The 15,805-nt window shown below is 65.5% G+C and carries 18 protein-coding genes; 9 read left to right on the forward strand and 9 right to left on the reverse strand.

Features of this window, described 5'->3' with window-relative positions; all coding sequences use genetic code 11:
* Positions 1 to 4 precede the first annotated feature (4 nt).
* Positions 5 to 1,414, forward strand: a complete 1,410-nt coding sequence (locus ACJ70B_RS08910; protein ID WP_408960041.1) for a hemolysin family protein — start codon at positions 5 to 7, stop codon at positions 1,412 to 1,414.
* 9 nt (positions 1,415 to 1,423) lie between these two features.
* Here the strand turns inward: ACJ70B_RS08910 and ACJ70B_RS08915 are convergent, their stop codons facing one another.
* The 4 genes from ACJ70B_RS08915 to ACJ70B_RS08930 all read right to left on the reverse strand — a co-directional run bounded on the left by ACJ70B_RS08915 (position 1,424) and on the right by ACJ70B_RS08930 (position 5,099).
* On the reverse strand, positions 1,424 to 2,161 hold the full coding sequence (locus ACJ70B_RS08915; protein ID WP_408960042.1) for a hypothetical protein: 738 nt from the start codon (positions 2,159 to 2,161) through the stop codon (positions 1,424 to 1,426).
* 48 nt (positions 2,162 to 2,209) lie between these two features.
* Complete coding sequence (locus tag ACJ70B_RS08920) at positions 2,210 to 3,403, reverse strand: anion permease (protein WP_408960043.1); 1,194 nt, start codon at positions 3,401 to 3,403, stop codon at positions 2,210 to 2,212.
* Between the two features lie 90 nt (positions 3,404 to 3,493).
* Positions 3,494 to 4,216, reverse strand: coding sequence for a DUF5828 family protein (locus ACJ70B_RS08925; RefSeq protein WP_408960044.1), 723 nt, complete (start codon positions 4,214 to 4,216; stop codon positions 3,494 to 3,496).
* 82 nt (positions 4,217 to 4,298) lie between these two features.
* A complete protein-coding gene (locus ACJ70B_RS08930; protein ID WP_408960045.1) occupies positions 4,299 to 5,099 on the reverse strand; it encodes a hypothetical protein in 801 nt (266 codons plus the stop codon).
* Positions 5,100 to 5,376: 277 nt separating this feature from the next.
* Here ACJ70B_RS08930 and upp point away from each other — a divergent pair, with 277 nt between their 5' ends.
* The gene (gene upp, locus ACJ70B_RS08935) at positions 5,377 to 6,054 is read left to right on the forward strand and encodes a uracil phosphoribosyltransferase (RefSeq protein ID WP_408960046.1); all 678 of its coding nucleotides are present in this window, start codon (positions 5,377 to 5,379) and stop codon (positions 6,052 to 6,054) included.
* Positions 6,055 to 6,117: 63 nt separating this feature from the next.
* Entirely contained in the window at positions 6,118 to 6,495 is a 378-nt protein-coding gene (locus ACJ70B_RS08940) for a cupin domain-containing protein (RefSeq protein ID WP_408960047.1), read from the forward strand.
* Positions 6,496 to 6,537: 42 nt separating this feature from the next.
* Here the strand turns inward: ACJ70B_RS08940 and ACJ70B_RS08945 are convergent, their stop codons facing one another.
* Complete coding sequence (locus tag ACJ70B_RS08945; RefSeq protein WP_408960048.1) at positions 6,538 to 6,741, reverse strand: DUF2892 domain-containing protein; 204 nt, start codon at positions 6,739 to 6,741, stop codon at positions 6,538 to 6,540.
* A 142-nt stretch (positions 6,742 to 6,883) separates the two neighbouring features.
* Here ACJ70B_RS08945 and ACJ70B_RS08950 point away from each other — a divergent pair, with 142 nt between their 5' ends.
* Entirely contained in the window at positions 6,884 to 7,768 is an 885-nt protein-coding gene (locus ACJ70B_RS08950) for a hypothetical protein (protein WP_408960049.1), read from the forward strand.
* Positions 7,769 to 7,795: 27 nt separating this feature from the next.
* Here ACJ70B_RS08950 and ACJ70B_RS08955 read toward each other — a convergent pair whose 3' ends face one another.
* Positions 7,796 to 8,404, reverse strand: coding sequence for an IMPACT family protein (locus tag ACJ70B_RS08955; RefSeq protein ID WP_408960050.1), 609 nt, complete (start codon positions 8,402 to 8,404; stop codon positions 7,796 to 7,798).
* Positions 8,405 to 8,578: 174 nt separating this feature from the next.
* On the opposite strand from ACJ70B_RS08955, the gene ACJ70B_RS08960 reads away from it, so the two are divergent.
* Positions 8,579 to 9,004: a hypothetical protein gene (locus ACJ70B_RS08960; RefSeq protein ID WP_408960051.1), complete on the forward strand. Its 426-nt coding sequence runs from the start codon at positions 8,579 to 8,581 to the stop codon at positions 9,002 to 9,004.
* A gap of 9 nt (positions 9,005 to 9,013) precedes the next feature.
* Here the strand turns inward: ACJ70B_RS08960 and ACJ70B_RS08965 are convergent, their stop codons facing one another.
* Complete coding sequence (locus ACJ70B_RS08965; protein ID WP_408960052.1) at positions 9,014 to 9,517, reverse strand: amino acid-binding protein; 504 nt, start codon at positions 9,515 to 9,517, stop codon at positions 9,014 to 9,016.
* 131 nt (positions 9,518 to 9,648) lie between these two features.
* Between ACJ70B_RS08965 and ACJ70B_RS08970 the strand changes: the two genes are divergently transcribed.
* Positions 9,649 to 10,443, forward strand: a complete 795-nt coding sequence (locus ACJ70B_RS08970) for a hypothetical protein (protein WP_408960053.1) — start codon at positions 9,649 to 9,651, stop codon at positions 10,441 to 10,443.
* Between the two features lie 18 nt (positions 10,444 to 10,461).
* On the opposite strand, the gene hisB is transcribed toward ACJ70B_RS08970, so the two are convergent.
* Positions 10,462 to 11,049, reverse strand: a complete 588-nt coding sequence (gene hisB / locus ACJ70B_RS08975) for an imidazoleglycerol-phosphate dehydratase HisB (RefSeq protein ID WP_408960054.1) — start codon at positions 11,047 to 11,049, stop codon at positions 10,462 to 10,464.
* 274 nt (positions 11,050 to 11,323) lie between these two features.
* Here hisB and ACJ70B_RS08980 point away from each other — a divergent pair, with 274 nt between their 5' ends.
* Positions 11,324 to 11,578, forward strand: a complete 255-nt coding sequence (locus ACJ70B_RS08980) for a hypothetical protein (protein ID WP_408960055.1) — start codon at positions 11,324 to 11,326, stop codon at positions 11,576 to 11,578.
* Between the two features lie 83 nt (positions 11,579 to 11,661).
* On the opposite strand, the gene hisA is transcribed toward ACJ70B_RS08980, so the two are convergent.
* A complete protein-coding gene (gene hisA / locus ACJ70B_RS08985; protein WP_408960056.1) occupies positions 11,662 to 12,423 on the reverse strand; it encodes a 1-(5-phosphoribosyl)-5-[(5-phosphoribosylamino)methylideneamino]imidazole-4-carboxamide isomerase in 762 nt (253 codons plus the stop codon).
* A gap of 118 nt (positions 12,424 to 12,541) precedes the next feature.
* Here hisA and ACJ70B_RS08990 point away from each other — a divergent pair, with 118 nt between their 5' ends.
* Complete coding sequence (locus tag ACJ70B_RS08990) at positions 12,542 to 14,404, forward strand: SLC13 family permease (RefSeq protein ID WP_408960057.1); 1,863 nt, start codon at positions 12,542 to 12,544, stop codon at positions 14,402 to 14,404.
* Between the two features lie 111 nt (positions 14,405 to 14,515).
* A complete protein-coding gene (locus tag ACJ70B_RS08995) occupies positions 14,516 to 15,697 on the forward strand; it encodes an anion permease (protein ID WP_408960058.1) in 1,182 nt (393 codons plus the stop codon).
* Positions 15,698 to 15,805: the final 108 nt, after the last annotated feature.

Below are 15,805 nucleotides of genomic sequence, written 5' to 3' on the forward strand. Positions count from 1 at the left end.
ATCAATGGCGTTGTCTCCACCCCTCGAGGTCGTGTTGGCTGCATACGAGGTTCCAGTGATGGGACTCGAGATCGAGCAGTCGGTGGTGACGGTCCTCGGCGTACTCGCACTCGTCGTGCTCGTCGGTCTCTCGGCGTTTTTCTCGTCGTCCGAAATCGCGCTGTTTTCGATTCCGAAACATCGCGTCGAGGGAATGGCCGAGGACGGGATTCCCGGCGCGGAGCGCGTCAAAACGCTCAAGGAAGACCCACATCGGTTGCTCGTGACGATCCTCGTCGGAAACAACATCGTCAACATCGCGATGTCGTCGATCGCGACGGCGATCCTCGGGCTCTACTTCGGTGGTCTAGCGGCGGTCACGGTCGCCACCCTCGGAATCACCGCTGTCGTCCTCCTCTTCGGCGAGAGCGCACCGAAGTCCTACGCCGTCGAGAACACCGAATCCTGGTCGATTCGCGTCGCCGGGCCGCTGAAAATCGCCGAGCGACTGATGTTTCCCCTCGTCGTCCTCTTTGACTATCTCACTCGACAACTCAACCGGCTCACCGGCTCGACGACCGGCGCGATCGAAACGCCGTACGTTACCCGCGACGAGATCCAGGAGATGATCGAGTCTGGCGAGCGCGAGGGCGTCTTAGAGGAGGACGAACACGAGATGCTTCAGCGGATCTTCCGGTTCAACAACACGATCGTCAAGGAAGTCATGACGCCGCGACTGGACATGACGGCGGTGCCCAAAGACGCCGGCATCGACGAGGCCATCGAGACCTGCATTCAGAGCGGCCACGCACGTGTCCCGGTTTATGAGGGGAGCTTAGACAACGTGCTTGGCGTCGCCCATATCCGCAATCTCGTCCGCGATCTCAACTACGGCGAGACCGGCGACGACGCGCTCGAACTCGGCGATCTCATCCAGCCGACGCTGCACGTCCCGGAATCGAAAAACGTCGACGAGCTCCTCTCGGAGATGCGCGAAAACCGGATGCACATGGCGATCGTCATCGACGAGTTCGGCACCACCGAGGGGCTGGTGACCATGGAGGATATGATCGAGGAGATCGTCGGCGAGATCTTGGAGGGCGGCGAGGAACAGCCCATCGAGGAGATCAGCGAGGACACCGTCCTCGTCCGCGGCGAGGTCAACATCGAGGACGTCAACGAGGCCCTCGAGATCGAGTTGCCGGAGGGCCAGGAGTTCGAGACCATCGCCGGCTTCATCTTCAACCGCGCGGGCCGGCTCGTCGAGGAGGGCGAGGAGATCACCTACGACGGCGTCCGCATCACCGTCGAAAGCGTCGAGAACACCCGCATCATGAAGGCTCGGCTCCGGAAACTCGAGATCGTCGAGGAACCGCCCGAGACCGACGAGGAAGACGAGACAGAACCGCTCGAAATCGACGAAAACGATACGTAAGCGTCGGATCTACGATCCGACGAGTGCCGCCACGTCGCGGGCGACTGCGGGCGGGACGACGATCCGACGTGGCCCTTGGACGTACTGGCCGCCCGGCTGAGCGTAGTTCAGTTTTAGGATGGCGATGTCTCCCAGCCGACGGATCGAAACGTCGGTGATCACCTCGAGGTCGATGCGCTGGTCGGGTTCGTAGAGGTAGATCGCGCCTTCGTCGCTGTCGAGTGTGCCGACCGACTGCAGGAACGACGCGAGAACGAGCGCGATGAGCGCAAGCGGAAGAAACAGGGCGGCCAGCCCGGTGAACGGTCCTGCGCCGACGGCCAGCAGTTCGTTCTGTGAGACGTACCGGCCGACGCCCATCAGAACGCCGATAATCGCGCCCATCGCGACCGTACCGACCGCGGCGTCCATCGCCCGGTCTGCGCTCGCGCCCGTCGGGGCGTCGAACGGGAGCGGCCCGGCGACTCGCGCTATGTGTCCTTCGGTGTCGTTGGCCACGGCCAGCGCGATAACCGTCGCGGCACCCGCGGCGATGAGCGCGAGGACCGCGATCCGGCCGACTCCGCCGAACGCCTCGTCGCCCAGCCGGTACAGTCGCCAGCAGATGACGATGCTAATCGCGGCGAAGAAGGTGCCGACGCCGAACATCCACAGAAGCCGGACGGTGCGCGACGTGCTTGTGTCCCGTCGCCACTGGACCGTTTCCGCTCCCGCCCCGTCTCCAGTGCGGACGGTGTCCTCGTCCATACTCGCACTCACGACCCGTCGTGTAAAGACCGTTCGATGTCGCCCGGCTCAGAGCACGACCGTGCCGATAGCGGTGTAGCCGACGTAGCCGACGGCGATCGCACCGGCAAGCGAGCCGATCCACGCGAGAATGGTGAAGGCCATCTTGCGCGCGCTGACGCCGCCACCGGCACCGGCCGCGGCGTAGCCGCTCCCGATGATCGCGCTGACGATGATCTCGTTGAACGAGACCGGAATGCCGTAGAAAACCGCGGCCTGTGCGATGATAAACGAGGGGATGAGCGCCGCGATCGACCGGCGCGGTCCAAGCGAGGAATAGTCCTGTGAGATCGCCTTGATCATCCGCGGCGCGCCGGTCCACGAGCCGAGCAACAGCCCGAAGCCGCCGCCGACGAGCATCGCGAGCAACGGGAGCTCGAGTTCGCTCGAGAGGGGGATCAGCGGCCCGATGGCCAGTCCGACCTGGCTGCCGCCGGCAGAGAAGGCAACGAGGCCGCCGAGGACCAGCAGGAAGTGTCGCTCGCCGCGCTCGACGCCGTTGCCGAGATCGAGCGCGATCGCGCCGGACCAGAGCGCCGCGATCGCGAGCGTTGCGGCGGCGACGCCGACGAGTTCGGTGCCGGGAAGCCAGCCACCCGCGAGCTGTGCGATCGAGGCCCCGCCGGCGTCCGGCGGCCCGAGCAGCGCGAATTCGATGTTAGCGACGATCGCACCGACGAGGCCGGCAAAGACGACGATGAGGGATGCTTCAGACAGTCCTTCGGCGCGGAGGAGCCGGGCCACTGCGTAGGCGATGCCACCCCCGACGAACGGCGTCAGTATCCACAGCGTCGCCATTTCGGTGTACTTGGCCCACGCGGGATCGCCGCCCATCGCGAGGCCGACGCCGATGACCGCCCCGGTCACGGTAAACGCCGTCGCGATCGGATACCCGGTGAAAATGCCGATCGCGACGAGGGCGGCCGCGATCAGTAGCGCCATCGTGGCGGCGAGCGATGACAGCGTCACCCCGCCGATCAGTTCGGTCCCGACAGCTTCCGAGACGTTCGCCCCCTGGAGGACCGCGCCGCCGAAGCCGAGCAGTCCGACGAAGAAGCCGGCCCGCATCACCGAAATCGCGTTCGCGCCGACGGCCGGAGCGAACGGGGTGGAGCCGCTCGAGCCGGCACCGATCGCCCAGGCCATGAAGAGACTCGCGACCGCGGCCACGGCGAATGTTCCCAGCGTGGCGATATCGACCATCTATCGGGGTTCTATTAGCGGGGTCTACAAGTGTGTGCCGGCCTTCGGTCGGCAGCGCCGGCCGGTCGCCCGCGAACGACAATAGCCCACTCAGTTCATCGTCGACCGCGAGTTATCGTCGGATTCCGGCGGCGGCTCTGCACCCTCGATGGCCTCGGCTGCGTCGGTGTCTTTCTCGACTTCGACGTGCCAGCGGTCGATCTCGTCTTCGTACTCCGCGAGACGGTCGGAGACCTCGTCTTTGAGCTCGTCGTCGTTGACGTTGACCTCGAAGACGAACTGCTCGCCGTTGTTACCGTTGCGCGTCGACTGCTGGACGTTGGCGCTGACGAGTTCGTTGTCGAAGTAGTAGGGCGCAAGCTGGGTCATCACGTTCTGGTAGACCGTGTCTTCGACCCGGCGCAGGGCCTTGCGCCCCGCGGAGTCGGCCGCGCGCGCGACGTAGTCGATCGACTCCTTCCAGGTGCCGACCGCCGCCTCGGCGTCGTCGTCCTCGAGTCGCTCGTAGGACTTAGAGAGTTTCTCCCCGGCGGTCTTGATGTCCTCGTCGGGTTCCTTGCCAGCTTTCTCTCCTTTGCCCTCTTCGACGCTGGCCTGATCGGCGGTCTTCTCGCTGACGTCGGCGTCGAGGGTCTCGTGGGCCTTGGGCCGCCACTCGTCCCATTCTTCGAAGGCGCGGGCGTCGCTCTCGTCGGAGTCCCGGTCGGCATCGTGGACGCCGGCGTCTTGAAGCGCGCGCGTGATGCGTTCGCCGTGTTCGACGACGTCGCCCCAGTCGCCACGAATCTTAAACCCCGAGATGCTCTCTTCCATTCGGCTGACCGAGTGGTAGCGCCTGGATCGGTATAAACTTCTCTGCCGTCGCCCGCCTGCACAGGTGCCGTCGGTCGGCGGGCTAGCGCTGGCCGCCCATCTGCCGATCGCCCATCTGCTGACCGCCGGTCATTCCCTGCGGTTCCATCTGCTGGCCGCTCATCCCCTGTGTACCCTGCTGACCGCCGGTCAGTTGACCGCCGCCCATCATCTGGCCACCGCCGCCCGTCATCTGGCTACCCCCCATCTGCTGTCCCCCCATCTGCTGGCCCCCCATCTGCTGGCCCTCCATCTGCTGGCTGCCGCCCATCATCTGCCCACCGCCACCGACCATCTCGAGTACGGTCGAACAGGAGTCGAGCGTGCGATCGATCGCGGACATCGTCTCGGTGATGTGTGGGTGTTGCTGGTACTGCTGGAGTTCTCGCAGCCCCTCGGTCCCCACGCGGATGAACACGTCCGCGACTTCGGGACCGAACATCGAGTCGCGCGCGATCAGTCTCGCGTTGAGCTCGGCGAGTTCCGCGATGTCGTGTGTGATCTGTGCGGACGTCGAGAGTCCCTCCATCGCACACTCCTTGGCACACCAGTCGGCGATGTGCGATAGCTCGGTGAAGTCCTCGAGTGCGATCCGGAGCTCGTTCGTCAGGTGGTCTTCGAACGACTGTCGCCCTTGCATCCTCTGGCCGCCCATCCCTTGCGTTCTCATCTGCTGACCGCCCATCCCCTGCGTTCCCTGCTGGCCGCCGGTCATCGGCTGTTGGTTGCCGGCCATGGGTTCTTGGCCGCCCATCTGCTGGCCCCCCATCGACTGCGTCGGCTGCTGTCCGTATTGGTCGGTCGGCTGTCCCTGCGGTGACTGTTGTTGGAACTGATGGCTCATTGTGAGTGACCGCCCGCGATCGGGCGTCGAGAGCTACGCCGATCCGGCGATTAAAGCGGGGCCACCGTTACGACCGTTTTCGGCGGCAAAGCGCCGTTTTCAGATCGGCACCTTGGTCCCCCGAAACCCGATCGAAGCGCCGCGAACGGATCGGTAATTTCTCGTTAGCAGTTTCACTGCCGTCTTTCGAGCGGGTACGACGGGCGAGAATGGCACCCGGGGCCGCCGCTCGCGGTTGATCGATACTGTGAACTGCACGGCGAATGGCTGTACGGATATGCCGATCGAAGACCGGGACGACGCGTATCTTATTACGCACGCATTGGCCAAAGACACGCTCTCGCGCCTGCGCGATGTCGAGACCGAGCAGGTCAGCTTCCGGAAGGGGCTGGTCAAACTCGGCCGGATCTGTGGCTATGAGATCATCGACGGCCGGATGGAGACCGAGTACGTCGAGATCGAGACGCCACTGGAGCCGACGATGGGCGAGCGCGTTCGCGGGCTCGACAACGTAGTGATCATCAACGTTTTGCGCGCCGCGACGCCGTTCGTCGAGGGACTGTTGAAGGCGTTCCCGCGGGCGCGACAGGGCGTCATCAGCGCGAGTCGCAACGAGGAAGCCGGCCGGGACGAGGACGGCTCGTTCCCGATCACGGTCGATTACGTGAAACTACCCGAGATCAACGAGGAGGACACGGTCATTATCGCCGACCCCATGCTCGCGACGGGCAGCACGATGTGTACCGTCTTAGAGCACGTCGTCGAGAACGCCGCGGAACCGGAGAACCTGATCGTCCTCTCGGCCGTCTCCGCGCCGGAGGGACTGCTCCGCGTCGACGAGGAGTGTCCCGACGCCGACCTGCTGACCGTCTCCATCGACGACCGCCTCGACGACGACGGCTTCATCGTCCCCGGACTCGGCGACGCCGGCGACCGCGCGTTCCGGACGACCTGAGCCGGGCCGTCGCTTCGACTGACTGCCGACGGGCTTTTGCGGATCCCTCCGAATCGCTTTCCTATGGACTACACCGTCGTCGATCCCGCCGACCTCGAGTCCGTCGACAATCGCCCCTGTGACCTCCGCCGGCTGAGCGAGGCCGCGGGGATGGACGAAGTCGCGATCAACCGCTTCGATGCCGACCCGGGCGAGCAGTTACCACTGGCCTACCACTACCACGAGACGCAGGAGGAAGCGTTCATCGTCCTCTCAGGGACGTTACACGTCGAGACGCCCGACGGCGACCTCGAGGTCTCCGCGGGATCGCTGTTTGTGGCCCCGCCCGAGGCACCCCATCGGGCGTACAATCCCGCCGACGCCGAGGAACGGGTCTCGGTCGTCGCGGTTGGGGCACCGCCGGTCTCCGACGACGTCGTCCCGTACGAGCCCGAGACGTAAGCGCGGTGTCGTGGTAGTCAGACCGGCTCGAGTCGCCGGCGGTTAGGAGCCGTTTCCGCAGGTATTGACTCCCAGCAGTGCGTTCACCGGGCACCGCTGGATGACCGCGGTTGCGAGGAGGTCGCTGCCGGCGATGAACGCGAGCGTGCCGAGCGTCCGGTCGCGATTGCGGTAGCCGAGCAGCAGTAACGCCGCCGCGACGACGACACGGCCGATGCGATCGAACCCGCCGACGTTCCGATCCATATCCGGCCGGACGAGCGGCAGACGGATATCGATGCTCCCTGCAACCCGGCCGCCATGGGCGCACACTCCCAACCGAACTCGGTCGTCCAGTGTCTCGACTGCACACGTTACTCTTTTAACATGACCTCCCATCGGCTTAGTTATGACTGGTCGCGACGCGGCCGACCGAACCGCTATCGGCGACCGACGTCTCGAGTCGCCCGAGACGGTGTTTCGACTCGCGTTTGGCGGCTACCTCGGCACGCTCGTCGCCGGTCTCGCGACGGTCGCCGTCGTACGCGCAGACGCCGCGCCGGCCGCGGTCACCGGCGCGCTCGCAGCCGTTGGATTCTCGGTCGGCACGCTCGCCGGCGTCGCCCTCGCGAGACGAAGTCGGGGGCTCGCGGCGCGTCTCGGCCGAAGTTGGCGTCGACAGACCGCGGTCCTGAGCCCGGCCGCGCCGTTCGGTCTGGTTGCCGGCGCTGCGTGGCTCGGCTGGCTCGAGCCCCGCGTCGGCCTCGTCGGACTCGGGGCGATGTTCGCCGTCGCGATCACCGGTTACGTCGCTATGCGTCTGGCCGAGACCTGTTACGTGGCATCGCTCACCGCCGACGATCCCGTTGCGCGCTGGCAGTGGACGCCGCCGAGGTCCCCGAAACTGGACGTGATCGTCCTCGCACTGTGGCTGTTGCTAGGCGCTGCCAACGCGTACACCGGTGAGTGGGCAAGCGCGATCGTCTGGACGGGACTCGCGGTCGTCTGGGCGTGTACGAGCCTCGCCGAAGGGCGATGGCGGATCGGATCGGTCGGTGAAACGCCCGAAGTGCGCGTCCACGATGCCGGACTCGTCAAGCAACGGCCCTACACACAGTCGATCGTCCTGTGGTCTGACATCTCCCGCGTTCAGCTACGCAAGGGCGAACTCGTCCTCGAGCGCGGGCTCTTCGACGTGCGGTTCGAGCGCGACCAACTCGCCGACCTCGAGGCGGCACAGACGGCGATCAAACAGCGTCTCGACGCGGCCCGAGCGGACGCAAACGTTGAGTAGGTGGCGATTTGTGCGGGTCTCGTGGCCCTACTCGAGATCGGCCCGGCCGCTCGTCGCGCTTCGAAGCCGGTCTCGAAGCGCCTCGCTCTCCGCGAGCGGGACGTACGCGTCGAAGGTGACCGCGGCCTCGTAGTCGGCGTCGAACTCGTAGCCCTCGCTTTCCAGAATCGAGCGAACGGTGCCCGAGTCGTCGTATTCGACGGTTATCGTCACGCGCTCGTGGGGACGCTCCTCGACGACGTTCGCCGCCTCAACCACTTCTTTCACCGCGCGGGCGTAGGCGCGAACGAGGCCGCCGACGCCGAGGTTCGTCCCGCCGTAGTAGCGGGTCACGACGACCGCGCAGTTCTCGATGTCCTGCTGTGTGAGGACGTTCAGCGCCGGCTTTCCGGCAGAGCCGGAGGGCTCGCCGTCGTCGCTCGAGTACTCACGCAGGAAGTCACCCTCGGCGTCCGCTCGCACGCGGTAAGCGGGGACGTTGTGGGTTGCGTCGGCGTACTCCTCGTCGACGGCGTCGACGAACGCCTCGGCGGCCGAGACGGAGTCGACGGGTCGGACGTGGCCGATGAACTCCGAGCCCTGAACGACGAATTCGGCGGTCGCGGGCTCCGCGACGGTCCGATAGACGCGGCTCACGATCGGCCTCCCCGCCGATTCGGCGCGTCATGCGGCCCGGCTCGCGTCTCGACGCTGCTCATGGCGGCGGTTCGTCGGCCGGCGAAAAGAGCCCGTCGGTCCCTCGTTTGGGACTGTATCGCCCGGTCCGTTCAACCCCATACGCTATTGTCTTCGAATGCCATGTGTGCACACATGGACGGCGATGCAATTGATTCCGAACTCGAAGATGAGATCTACAGCGTCTGCCGCACGGCCGTCGGGGACGAACTACGGAGTATCACCTATTTCACCGAAGACGACGTCGAACAACTGTACCTCCGATCGGATCTCGAGCGGACCGCTGACCTCGTCGGCTTCGCCGATCACGAGCGGCTGGGATTCCACTCGCAGTCGGCCTATCGGAACACCCAACTCGGCGACTACGAGGCGACGATTCGAATGTTCGAGAACGGCTTCCTCTCGCGGGTCATTCGGGGGCCCCACGGCGTCTGGGTGACGACCGACGATATGTCGATCGAGCGCTTCGAGGAACTCACCAGCGCCCTCGAGTCGGTCCTCGAAGCGTTCGCTGACGACGTCGACGCCGACATTCCAGATGCGGGGACGGCCGGCGAGTGACGCACGGTGTCACTGGAGCTCGATCTTTCGGACGAACTCGAGGTCGCGGATCGCGGTGATCACCTCGCCCGGCAGTTCCTCGTCGGTAATCAGGTAGAGTCGGGGTTCGTCAGTAAACTCCGGATCCTCGCTGATGGTCTGGCGGATCGAAATGCCGTGGTCGGCCAACGTCCCCGTGATCTCGGCGACGATCCCCTCTTGCTCGGCGTTATCCACGGCGATCGACAGCACCGTTAGGTCCAACACCGGTGCCAGATCCATCAGGCTCGGCACCTGCGAGATATTCTGGAAGATACGCCGCAGTTCTGGATCCTCGAGGATGACGTCCGTCGTCGAGTCGACGACCCGGCGGTCGACGCCGATCTCGCGGGCGATTCCCGTGTTCGGAATCTCGATACCGCCAGAGACGACCCGGCCGTCGTCGTTGACGGAGAAGCCCCGTTCGAGTAGCAGCCGGATGACCGCCTGCTGGCTCGGCGATCCCTCGAACTTCTCCATGATCTCGTCGAACATGCTCGGTGTGCATACGCACGCCGAAGTATAATGTCCGGTGATCGATCTCCGCGAGACGGCCGCGACACCGTCCTCAATCGGCCGCCGGTCGCCGGCGGACACTTTTATACACGGCCATCGATAGGTCATATATGCACGAACTCCGGAGTTGCGATTTCTGTGGTGCCGATGCCGCCGGCGCGTTCGAGATCGTTCCGCCCGAACTCGAGCCGACCGAGGCCGAACAACGCCGCGTCGTCCTCTGTGCCGACTGCAAGGACCGTCTCGAGACACTACTCGAACCGCTGCTCGCTCGCGCCGGTCTCGAGGAGACTGCCGCCGACAAGTGCGACGCCTCTGACGACGACTCGGCGAGCACCGGTTCCGTCGTCGCGACGACGGGCGATTCAACGCGGCAACGCGACCGAACGCCACGTTCGCGCCCGAACGCGACCGTCTCAAAGTCGGACGCGGACCCAGAGACCGACGCCGATCCCGAGGCTGCGTCCGAGACCGCACACGAGGCCGACGCGAGCGATGCGTCGCTGCTCGAGGACGGGATCACGTTCGAACACGGCGATGAGGCGGACGACGCCGAAGTCGATGCGACGGCGATCGACGAACTCGTCGCGGAAGCCGAATCCGACGCGACGGACGCAGACGAAAACGACGAAAGGACGGCGTCGGACGGCGAATCGGCGGCCGAGAACAACGAAGGGACGGCGTCCGACGACGACTCGACCGACGCTCCGACGAGTCCCCCGGCGGTCTACAGCAAGGTCGTTCGACTCCTCCGCAATCGCGAATTCCCCATGCAACGACGCGCCGTCGAGGAACTGGCCGCAGGAGCCTACGACCTCGAGAGCCACGAGGCCGAGGCGATCGTCGATTACGCGCTCGAGGACGGCGAGTTCGTCGAGGAGCGCGAGATGCTCGTCCGGCCATAACGTCCGTACCGGGTGCCGTTACAGCGTCCCTTTCGTGCTGGGCGTTCCCTCTCGGCGCTCGTCGAACCGCGTCGCGTCGTCGAGGCCACGGGCCAGCGCCTTGAACAGCGCCTCGACCTCGTGATGGGCGTTTTCCCCGTCGACCGCGAGGTGGAGCGTCAGTCCGGCGTTCATCGAAAGCGATTCGCCGAAGTGACGCGCCATATCGCTGGTGAAGCCACCGATTGACTCCTGGGAGAACGCCCCGTCGAAGTAAAACCGCGGCCGGCCGCTCACGTCGACGACGGTCTCCGCGACGGCCTCGTCCAGTGGCACCTTGCGGTCGGCGTACCGGACGATCCCCGCGCGATCGCCAAGCGCCTCGTCGAACGCCTCGCCGAGGACGATCGCCACGTCCTCGACTGTGTGGTGATCGTCGATCTCGAGGTCGCCGTCGCACTCGACTTCCAGATCGAACAGTCCGTGTTTGGCGAACGACGTCAGCATGTGATCGAAGAATCCAATACCGGTATCGATCGTCGCCGCGCCGTTCCCGTCGATCGCGAGCCGACACTCGATCGACGTTTCGGCCGTCTCGCGCGTTCGGGTCGCCGTTCGCTCGCTCATGGAGCATTCATGCCGCCCCCGGTACAAGGGGGTTCCGCTCGCCAGCATCGCTGTCACAGCGGGCGAACTCGTAGATCAATCGGCCGTTACCTGCCTGGACCGCTACTACTGAATGTAATTCGATTATAAAACGTCTAGGCAGATATAATTCGGTCTCAAACGGGTGGTACCACCTCGGAACCGGGAGTGAAACGGACCGAAACGACGCCAATATTCGGCCCGTTATATAATCGATAGACTGAATGTCGCTATTGTGAAGAGGTGTCCCGACCCGATGTCAAATCCCTCCCCCGTTTCGAACGAATCGATCGCTCCGTCGAGCCCTGAAACGGAGCGTCGACACCGTCTCGTCCGTTCCGTCAAAGGCCCGGCACAGTTCCTGTCGTTCTGGGTCGCGATCGCCCTGCCCTTCGTGCATCTCCCCCTCCTTGCACAGGGGCTCGGCGATCCGACCGTCACGCTGACGTTTGCTGCCCTTCTGGCGGTCAACATCTCTGCTCTCTACCTCGGCCACGGCTACAACCGCTGACCCGTCTCATCGGCCCGACGACCGACTCGCCTTCCCTCCGCTCGGTCCCGTCAAAGCCGATCCGAGAGCGAACCGGTTTCGAGCTACTCAGTGCCGTCAACCGCGTCTTGAGCCGCCGCGAGCGTGACGGTCCCCTCATAAAGCGCGCTGCCGACCACGACCGCCGCGGCACCGGCGTCCGCGAGCGCTCGCACGTCCTCGAGCGTCGCCACGCCGCCGCTGGCGATCACCGGGATTTCGGTCGCCTCGACCAACTCGCGTACCGGTTCGGTGGCTACTCCCTCGAGCCGGCCCTCGACGTCGACGTTCGTAAAGAGGATCGCGGCGGCACCCAGATCCGCGTAGCGCTCGGCGGCCTCGACGGGCGAGAGTCCAGCCCCTTCGGTCCAGCCTTCGACGACGACTTCGCCGTCTTTCGCGTCGAGGCTGACGACGACGCTCCCCGGGTGTTCCTCGCTGATCTCGGCGACGATTTCGGGAGTTTCGACCGCTGCGGTGCCGAGGATGACGCGGTCGACGCCGCGCTCGAGCAGGTCGATCGCTTCCTCGGCGGTGCGAATGCCGCCGCCGAGTTGCGTCGGCACGTCGACGGTGTCGATCACCGCGTCGATCGCGGCGGCGTTCTCGCGCTCGCCTTCGAACGCGCCGTCTAAGTCGATCAGATGGAGCGTCTCCGCGCCGGCGTCGATCCACCGCCGGGCGGCCTCGACCGGTTCGCCGTAGGTCTTCTCGGTACCGCGTTCGCCCTGGACGAGTTGGACGACCTCGCCGTCCTGAATGTCGACCGCCGGAATCACCTCGAACTCCTCGAAGCCGCCACGTCCCTCGTTCGCGTCGGTGCTCATATCCGTGTGAGCGAGACGGCTGCGAGTAAAGGCGACGGTTTCGCCGAACGACCATCGCCGACACACTGTATCCAGACGCAACAGAATTATTTCATATGGCGTCGGTGTGGAGTCTCTCATGGCGCTGCAGGAGCGCGTTTCCCTCGCGCAAGCGACTGCTACCCGGCCCGAACTGACGACGGACGCCCTCGTCGTCTTCGGCGTTGTCGTCCTCGCGCTGATCCTCTTTCTCACCGAGCGCCTGCCGATCGACGTGACCGCAATCTTGCTGATCGTGGTGCTGGCCGTGCTCGAGCCCTGGACGGGCGTCGATCCCGAGACCGCCGTCTCCGGATTCGCGAACGAGGCGACGATCACCGTGCTGGCCATGTTGATCCTGAGCGGCGGCATCAGCCGGACCGGCGTCGTTCAGGAACTGGGCCGGCGGATGGCAGGCTTCGCGGGCGATAGCCTCCGGAAGCAGTTGTTCGCGACCGTCGCCGCGACAAGTCCGGTCTCCGGCTTCCTGAACAACACGCCGGTCGTCGCGTTGCTGGTGCCGGTCGTCACCGACGTGGCCAACCGCGGGAACACGTCGCCGTCGAAGCTGCTCATTCCGCTCTCGTATGCCTCGCAGATGGGCGGTATGCTCACGCTGATCGGCACCTCGACGAACATCCTTGCGAGCGACATCTCCGCGCGCCTCGGCTCGCAGTATCCCGAACTCCATCGATTTTCGATGTTCGAGTTCACCGGCCTCGGGGTCATCGTCGTCCTCGTCGGCGGCCTCTATCTGATCTTCGTCGGCCACTACCTCCTGCCCGAACGGGTGCCGCCCCGCGCCGACTATCTCGAGGAGTACGCGGTCGGCGACTACCTCGCCGATATCGCCGTCACCCCGGGATCGCCGCTGGTGGGCGAGACGGTCCGCGACGCGACGGATGCGCTCGGCCCGGAGGTCGATGTCGTGCAGGTGATCCACGACGCCGAGCGGTCGGTCGCCCCGCGGCAGGCGACCACTCTTCGCGAGGGCGACGTCCTCGTTGTCCGGACGAACCGCGACGCGATCACGACGCTCGAGGACACCGTCGGCGGCGAACTCGTCGGCGGCTCGAACTCGGCGCTGCGGCTCCCGACCGACGCGGCGACGGGCGTCCTCACCGAACTGGTCGTCTCGCTCGATTCGCGGCTCGTCGGCGAGCGGCTCGACCCGGAAGCGTTCCGCGAGGAGTTCAACGCGGCCGTCCTCGGGCTGCGCAGCCACGGCGAGCTCGTCGCCGACCGCATCGTCGGCAAACGCCTCGACGTGGGCGATACGCTGCTGGTGCAGGCACCACCGGACACGCTCGATCGACTCGCGCGCCGCGACGACGTGATCGTCGCTCGCGAACCACCTCGTCCCGACTATCGGGCGGACAAGGCCCCGATCGCCGTCGCCATCATGGTCGCCGTCGTCGCCGTCGCCGCCCTCGAGCTCTATCCGATCCTGATCGCCGCGTTGGCCGGCGTCGTCGCGATGGTCGTTACGGGCGTCTTGGAGCCCAACGAACTGTACGACGCCGTCGAGTGGGACATCATCTTCCTGCTCGCGGGAGTGATTCCGCTGGGGATCGCGCTCGAGGCGAGCGGCGGCGCGGCGTATCTCGCGTGGCTCGTCGTCCAGTCGGCCGGCTTCCTGCCGCCGATCGCCGTGCTGTGGCTCTTTTATATCCTGACGGGCCTCCTCACGGAGGTCATCAGCAACAACGCGAGCGTCGTCCTCTTGCTCCCCGTCGCGGCGGCCGCGGCCACGGGGATCGGTGCGAACCCGTTCGCGTTCGTGCTCGCGGTGACCTTCGCGGCCTCGACCGCCTTCCTCGGTCCGATCGGCTACCAGACGAACCTGTTCGTCTACGGCCCCGGTGGCTATCGGTTCGGCGACTACTTCCGAATCGGCGCACCACTGCAGTTACTGCTCTCGATCGTGACCGTCCTCGGCATCGCCGCGTTCTGGGGAGTCTGAGCCGGACTTGGCTCCGAACTCGCCGAACTGACGGTCACTCGAGCGGTGGCGATCGCCGTGGATCGGACGAAACAGTCGCGTTTTTACGGTCGGATCACGTGACTTCCGAATGTGCCGGAAGTACTGCTTATCGTGGGACTCCTCACGGCGATCTTCGTCGGCTACAACATCGGTGGCTCGACGACCGGGCCGGCGTTCGGGCCGGCCGTTGGAGCGAACGTAATCACGAAAGTGACGGCCGCCGCACTGATGTCGGTCTTCTTCTTCATCGGTGCGTACACGATCGGCCCGGAGGTCGTCGAGACGCTGGGAAAGGATCTCGTTGAGAGTACGTCGATCTTCACACTCCGAACCAACGCCGCCGTCCTCTTTTTCATCGGCGGTGCGCTGTTCGTCGGCAACTACGCCGGCGTCCCCGCCTCGACGTCGATGACTGCCGTCGGGGCGATCTCGGCGCTTGGCTTCGCGACCGGCGAACTGAACTGGGACATCCTCGGCGAGGTCGTCATCTGGTGGGTCGTCGCGCCGATCATCGGCTTCTGGGTCGCCGGCGTCGTCGGCCGGTATTTCTATCCCCGAATCAACGCCTGGATCGCCATCGAGGGCGATCAGCAGGGCGATCCGATGATCGCGATCGACCGATCGGGACTCGTGCCGCAGTTCCGATTTCGTGCAGACGGTGATCGGCGGGAGATGACCGGCGCGCTGATCGTCGTCGCGATCGGCTGTCTGATGGGCTTTGCCTCGGGGACGAGCAACATCGCCAACGCCATCGCGCCGATCTACGGCACTGGCGACGTCAACATGACGACGCTCATCCTGCTTGGCTGTGGGGCGGTCGCGGTCGGCTCCTTTACGATCGCGCGTCGCACCCTCGATACGCTCGGCAGCGACATCACCAACCTGCCGCTGACCGCGGCCATCGTCGTCGCGGTCATCAGTTCGGGGATCGTCGTCACGCTCTCGTGGCTCGGCATCCCCGCGAGTTTCGTCGTCATCGCGACGATGAGTATCGTCGGACTGGGCTGGGGTCGGGCCACGCGGACGACGACGCTCTCTGGCGTGCGCGCCGGCGAAGAGACCCCCGTCTCGGTCGGCGCGCTGACCGCCGAGGAAGAGGGCGAACGCTCACCCAAGATCGGCGAGGAGGAACCCGAAGACATCCCGCAGGCGTCGGATCTCTTCGATCCGTCGACGACGGCCCGCGTCATCCTCATGCAGAACATCGTCCCGGCTATCTCGACGGTCGGGGCCTACCTCACGTTCCGGTTCATCCCGATCTTTGGCTTCTGACGGCGCGTCGATCGTCGCGCCGGCCGCCCGCCGCGACCTCGAGCCGCAGACCTGTCGCGGTCGATGATAGTCGTGTCGTCGCCCCGAAACGTCTTTTTCGGCAGGGAG

It is taken from the genome of Natrinema sp. 74, from assembly GCF_046097095.1.
GTDB lineage: Archaea > Halobacteriota > Halobacteria > Halobacteriales > Natrialbaceae > Natrinema.

Excerpts from the sequence above, each read along its gene's own strand:
- ACJ70B_RS08910 (WP_408960041.1), top strand. The coding sequence starts at position 5 with ATGGCGTTGTCTCCACCCCTCGAGGTCGTGTTGGCTGCATACGAGGTT.
- ACJ70B_RS08915 (WP_408960042.1), bottom strand. The coding sequence starts at position 2,161 with ATGGACGAGGACACCGTCCGCACTGGAGACGGGGCGGGAGCGGAAACG.
- ACJ70B_RS08920 (WP_408960043.1), bottom strand. The coding sequence starts at position 3,403 with ATGGTCGATATCGCCACGCTGGGAACATTCGCCGTGGCCGCGGTCGCG.
- ACJ70B_RS08925 (WP_408960044.1), bottom strand. The coding sequence starts at position 4,216 with ATGGAAGAGAGCATCTCGGGGTTTAAGATTCGTGGCGACTGGGGCGAC.
- ACJ70B_RS08930 (WP_408960045.1), bottom strand. The coding sequence starts at position 5,099 with ATGAGCCATCAGTTCCAACAACAGTCACCGCAGGGACAGCCGACCGAC.
- upp (WP_408960046.1), top strand. The coding sequence starts at position 5,377 with ATGCCGATCGAAGACCGGGACGACGCGTATCTTATTACGCACGCATTG.
- ACJ70B_RS08940 (WP_408960047.1), top strand. The coding sequence starts at position 6,118 with ATGGACTACACCGTCGTCGATCCCGCCGACCTCGAGTCCGTCGACAAT.
- ACJ70B_RS08945 (WP_408960048.1), bottom strand. The coding sequence starts at position 6,741 with ATGGATCGGAACGTCGGCGGGTTCGATCGCATCGGCCGTGTCGTCGTC.
- ACJ70B_RS08950 (WP_408960049.1), top strand. The coding sequence starts at position 6,884 with ATGACTGGTCGCGACGCGGCCGACCGAACCGCTATCGGCGACCGACGT.
- ACJ70B_RS08960 (WP_408960051.1), top strand. The coding sequence starts at position 8,579 with ATGGACGGCGATGCAATTGATTCCGAACTCGAAGATGAGATCTACAGC.
- ACJ70B_RS08965 (WP_408960052.1), bottom strand. The coding sequence starts at position 9,517 with ATGTTCGACGAGATCATGGAGAAGTTCGAGGGATCGCCGAGCCAGCAG.
- ACJ70B_RS08970 (WP_408960053.1), top strand. The coding sequence starts at position 9,649 with ATGCACGAACTCCGGAGTTGCGATTTCTGTGGTGCCGATGCCGCCGGC.
- hisB (WP_408960054.1), bottom strand. The coding sequence starts at position 11,049 with ATGAGCGAGCGAACGGCGACCCGAACGCGCGAGACGGCCGAAACGTCG.
- ACJ70B_RS08980 (WP_408960055.1), top strand. The coding sequence starts at position 11,324 with ATGTCAAATCCCTCCCCCGTTTCGAACGAATCGATCGCTCCGTCGAGC.
- hisA (WP_408960056.1), bottom strand. The coding sequence starts at position 12,423 with ATGAGCACCGACGCGAACGAGGGACGTGGCGGCTTCGAGGAGTTCGAG.
- ACJ70B_RS08990 (WP_408960057.1), top strand. The coding sequence starts at position 12,542 with ATGGCGCTGCAGGAGCGCGTTTCCCTCGCGCAAGCGACTGCTACCCGG.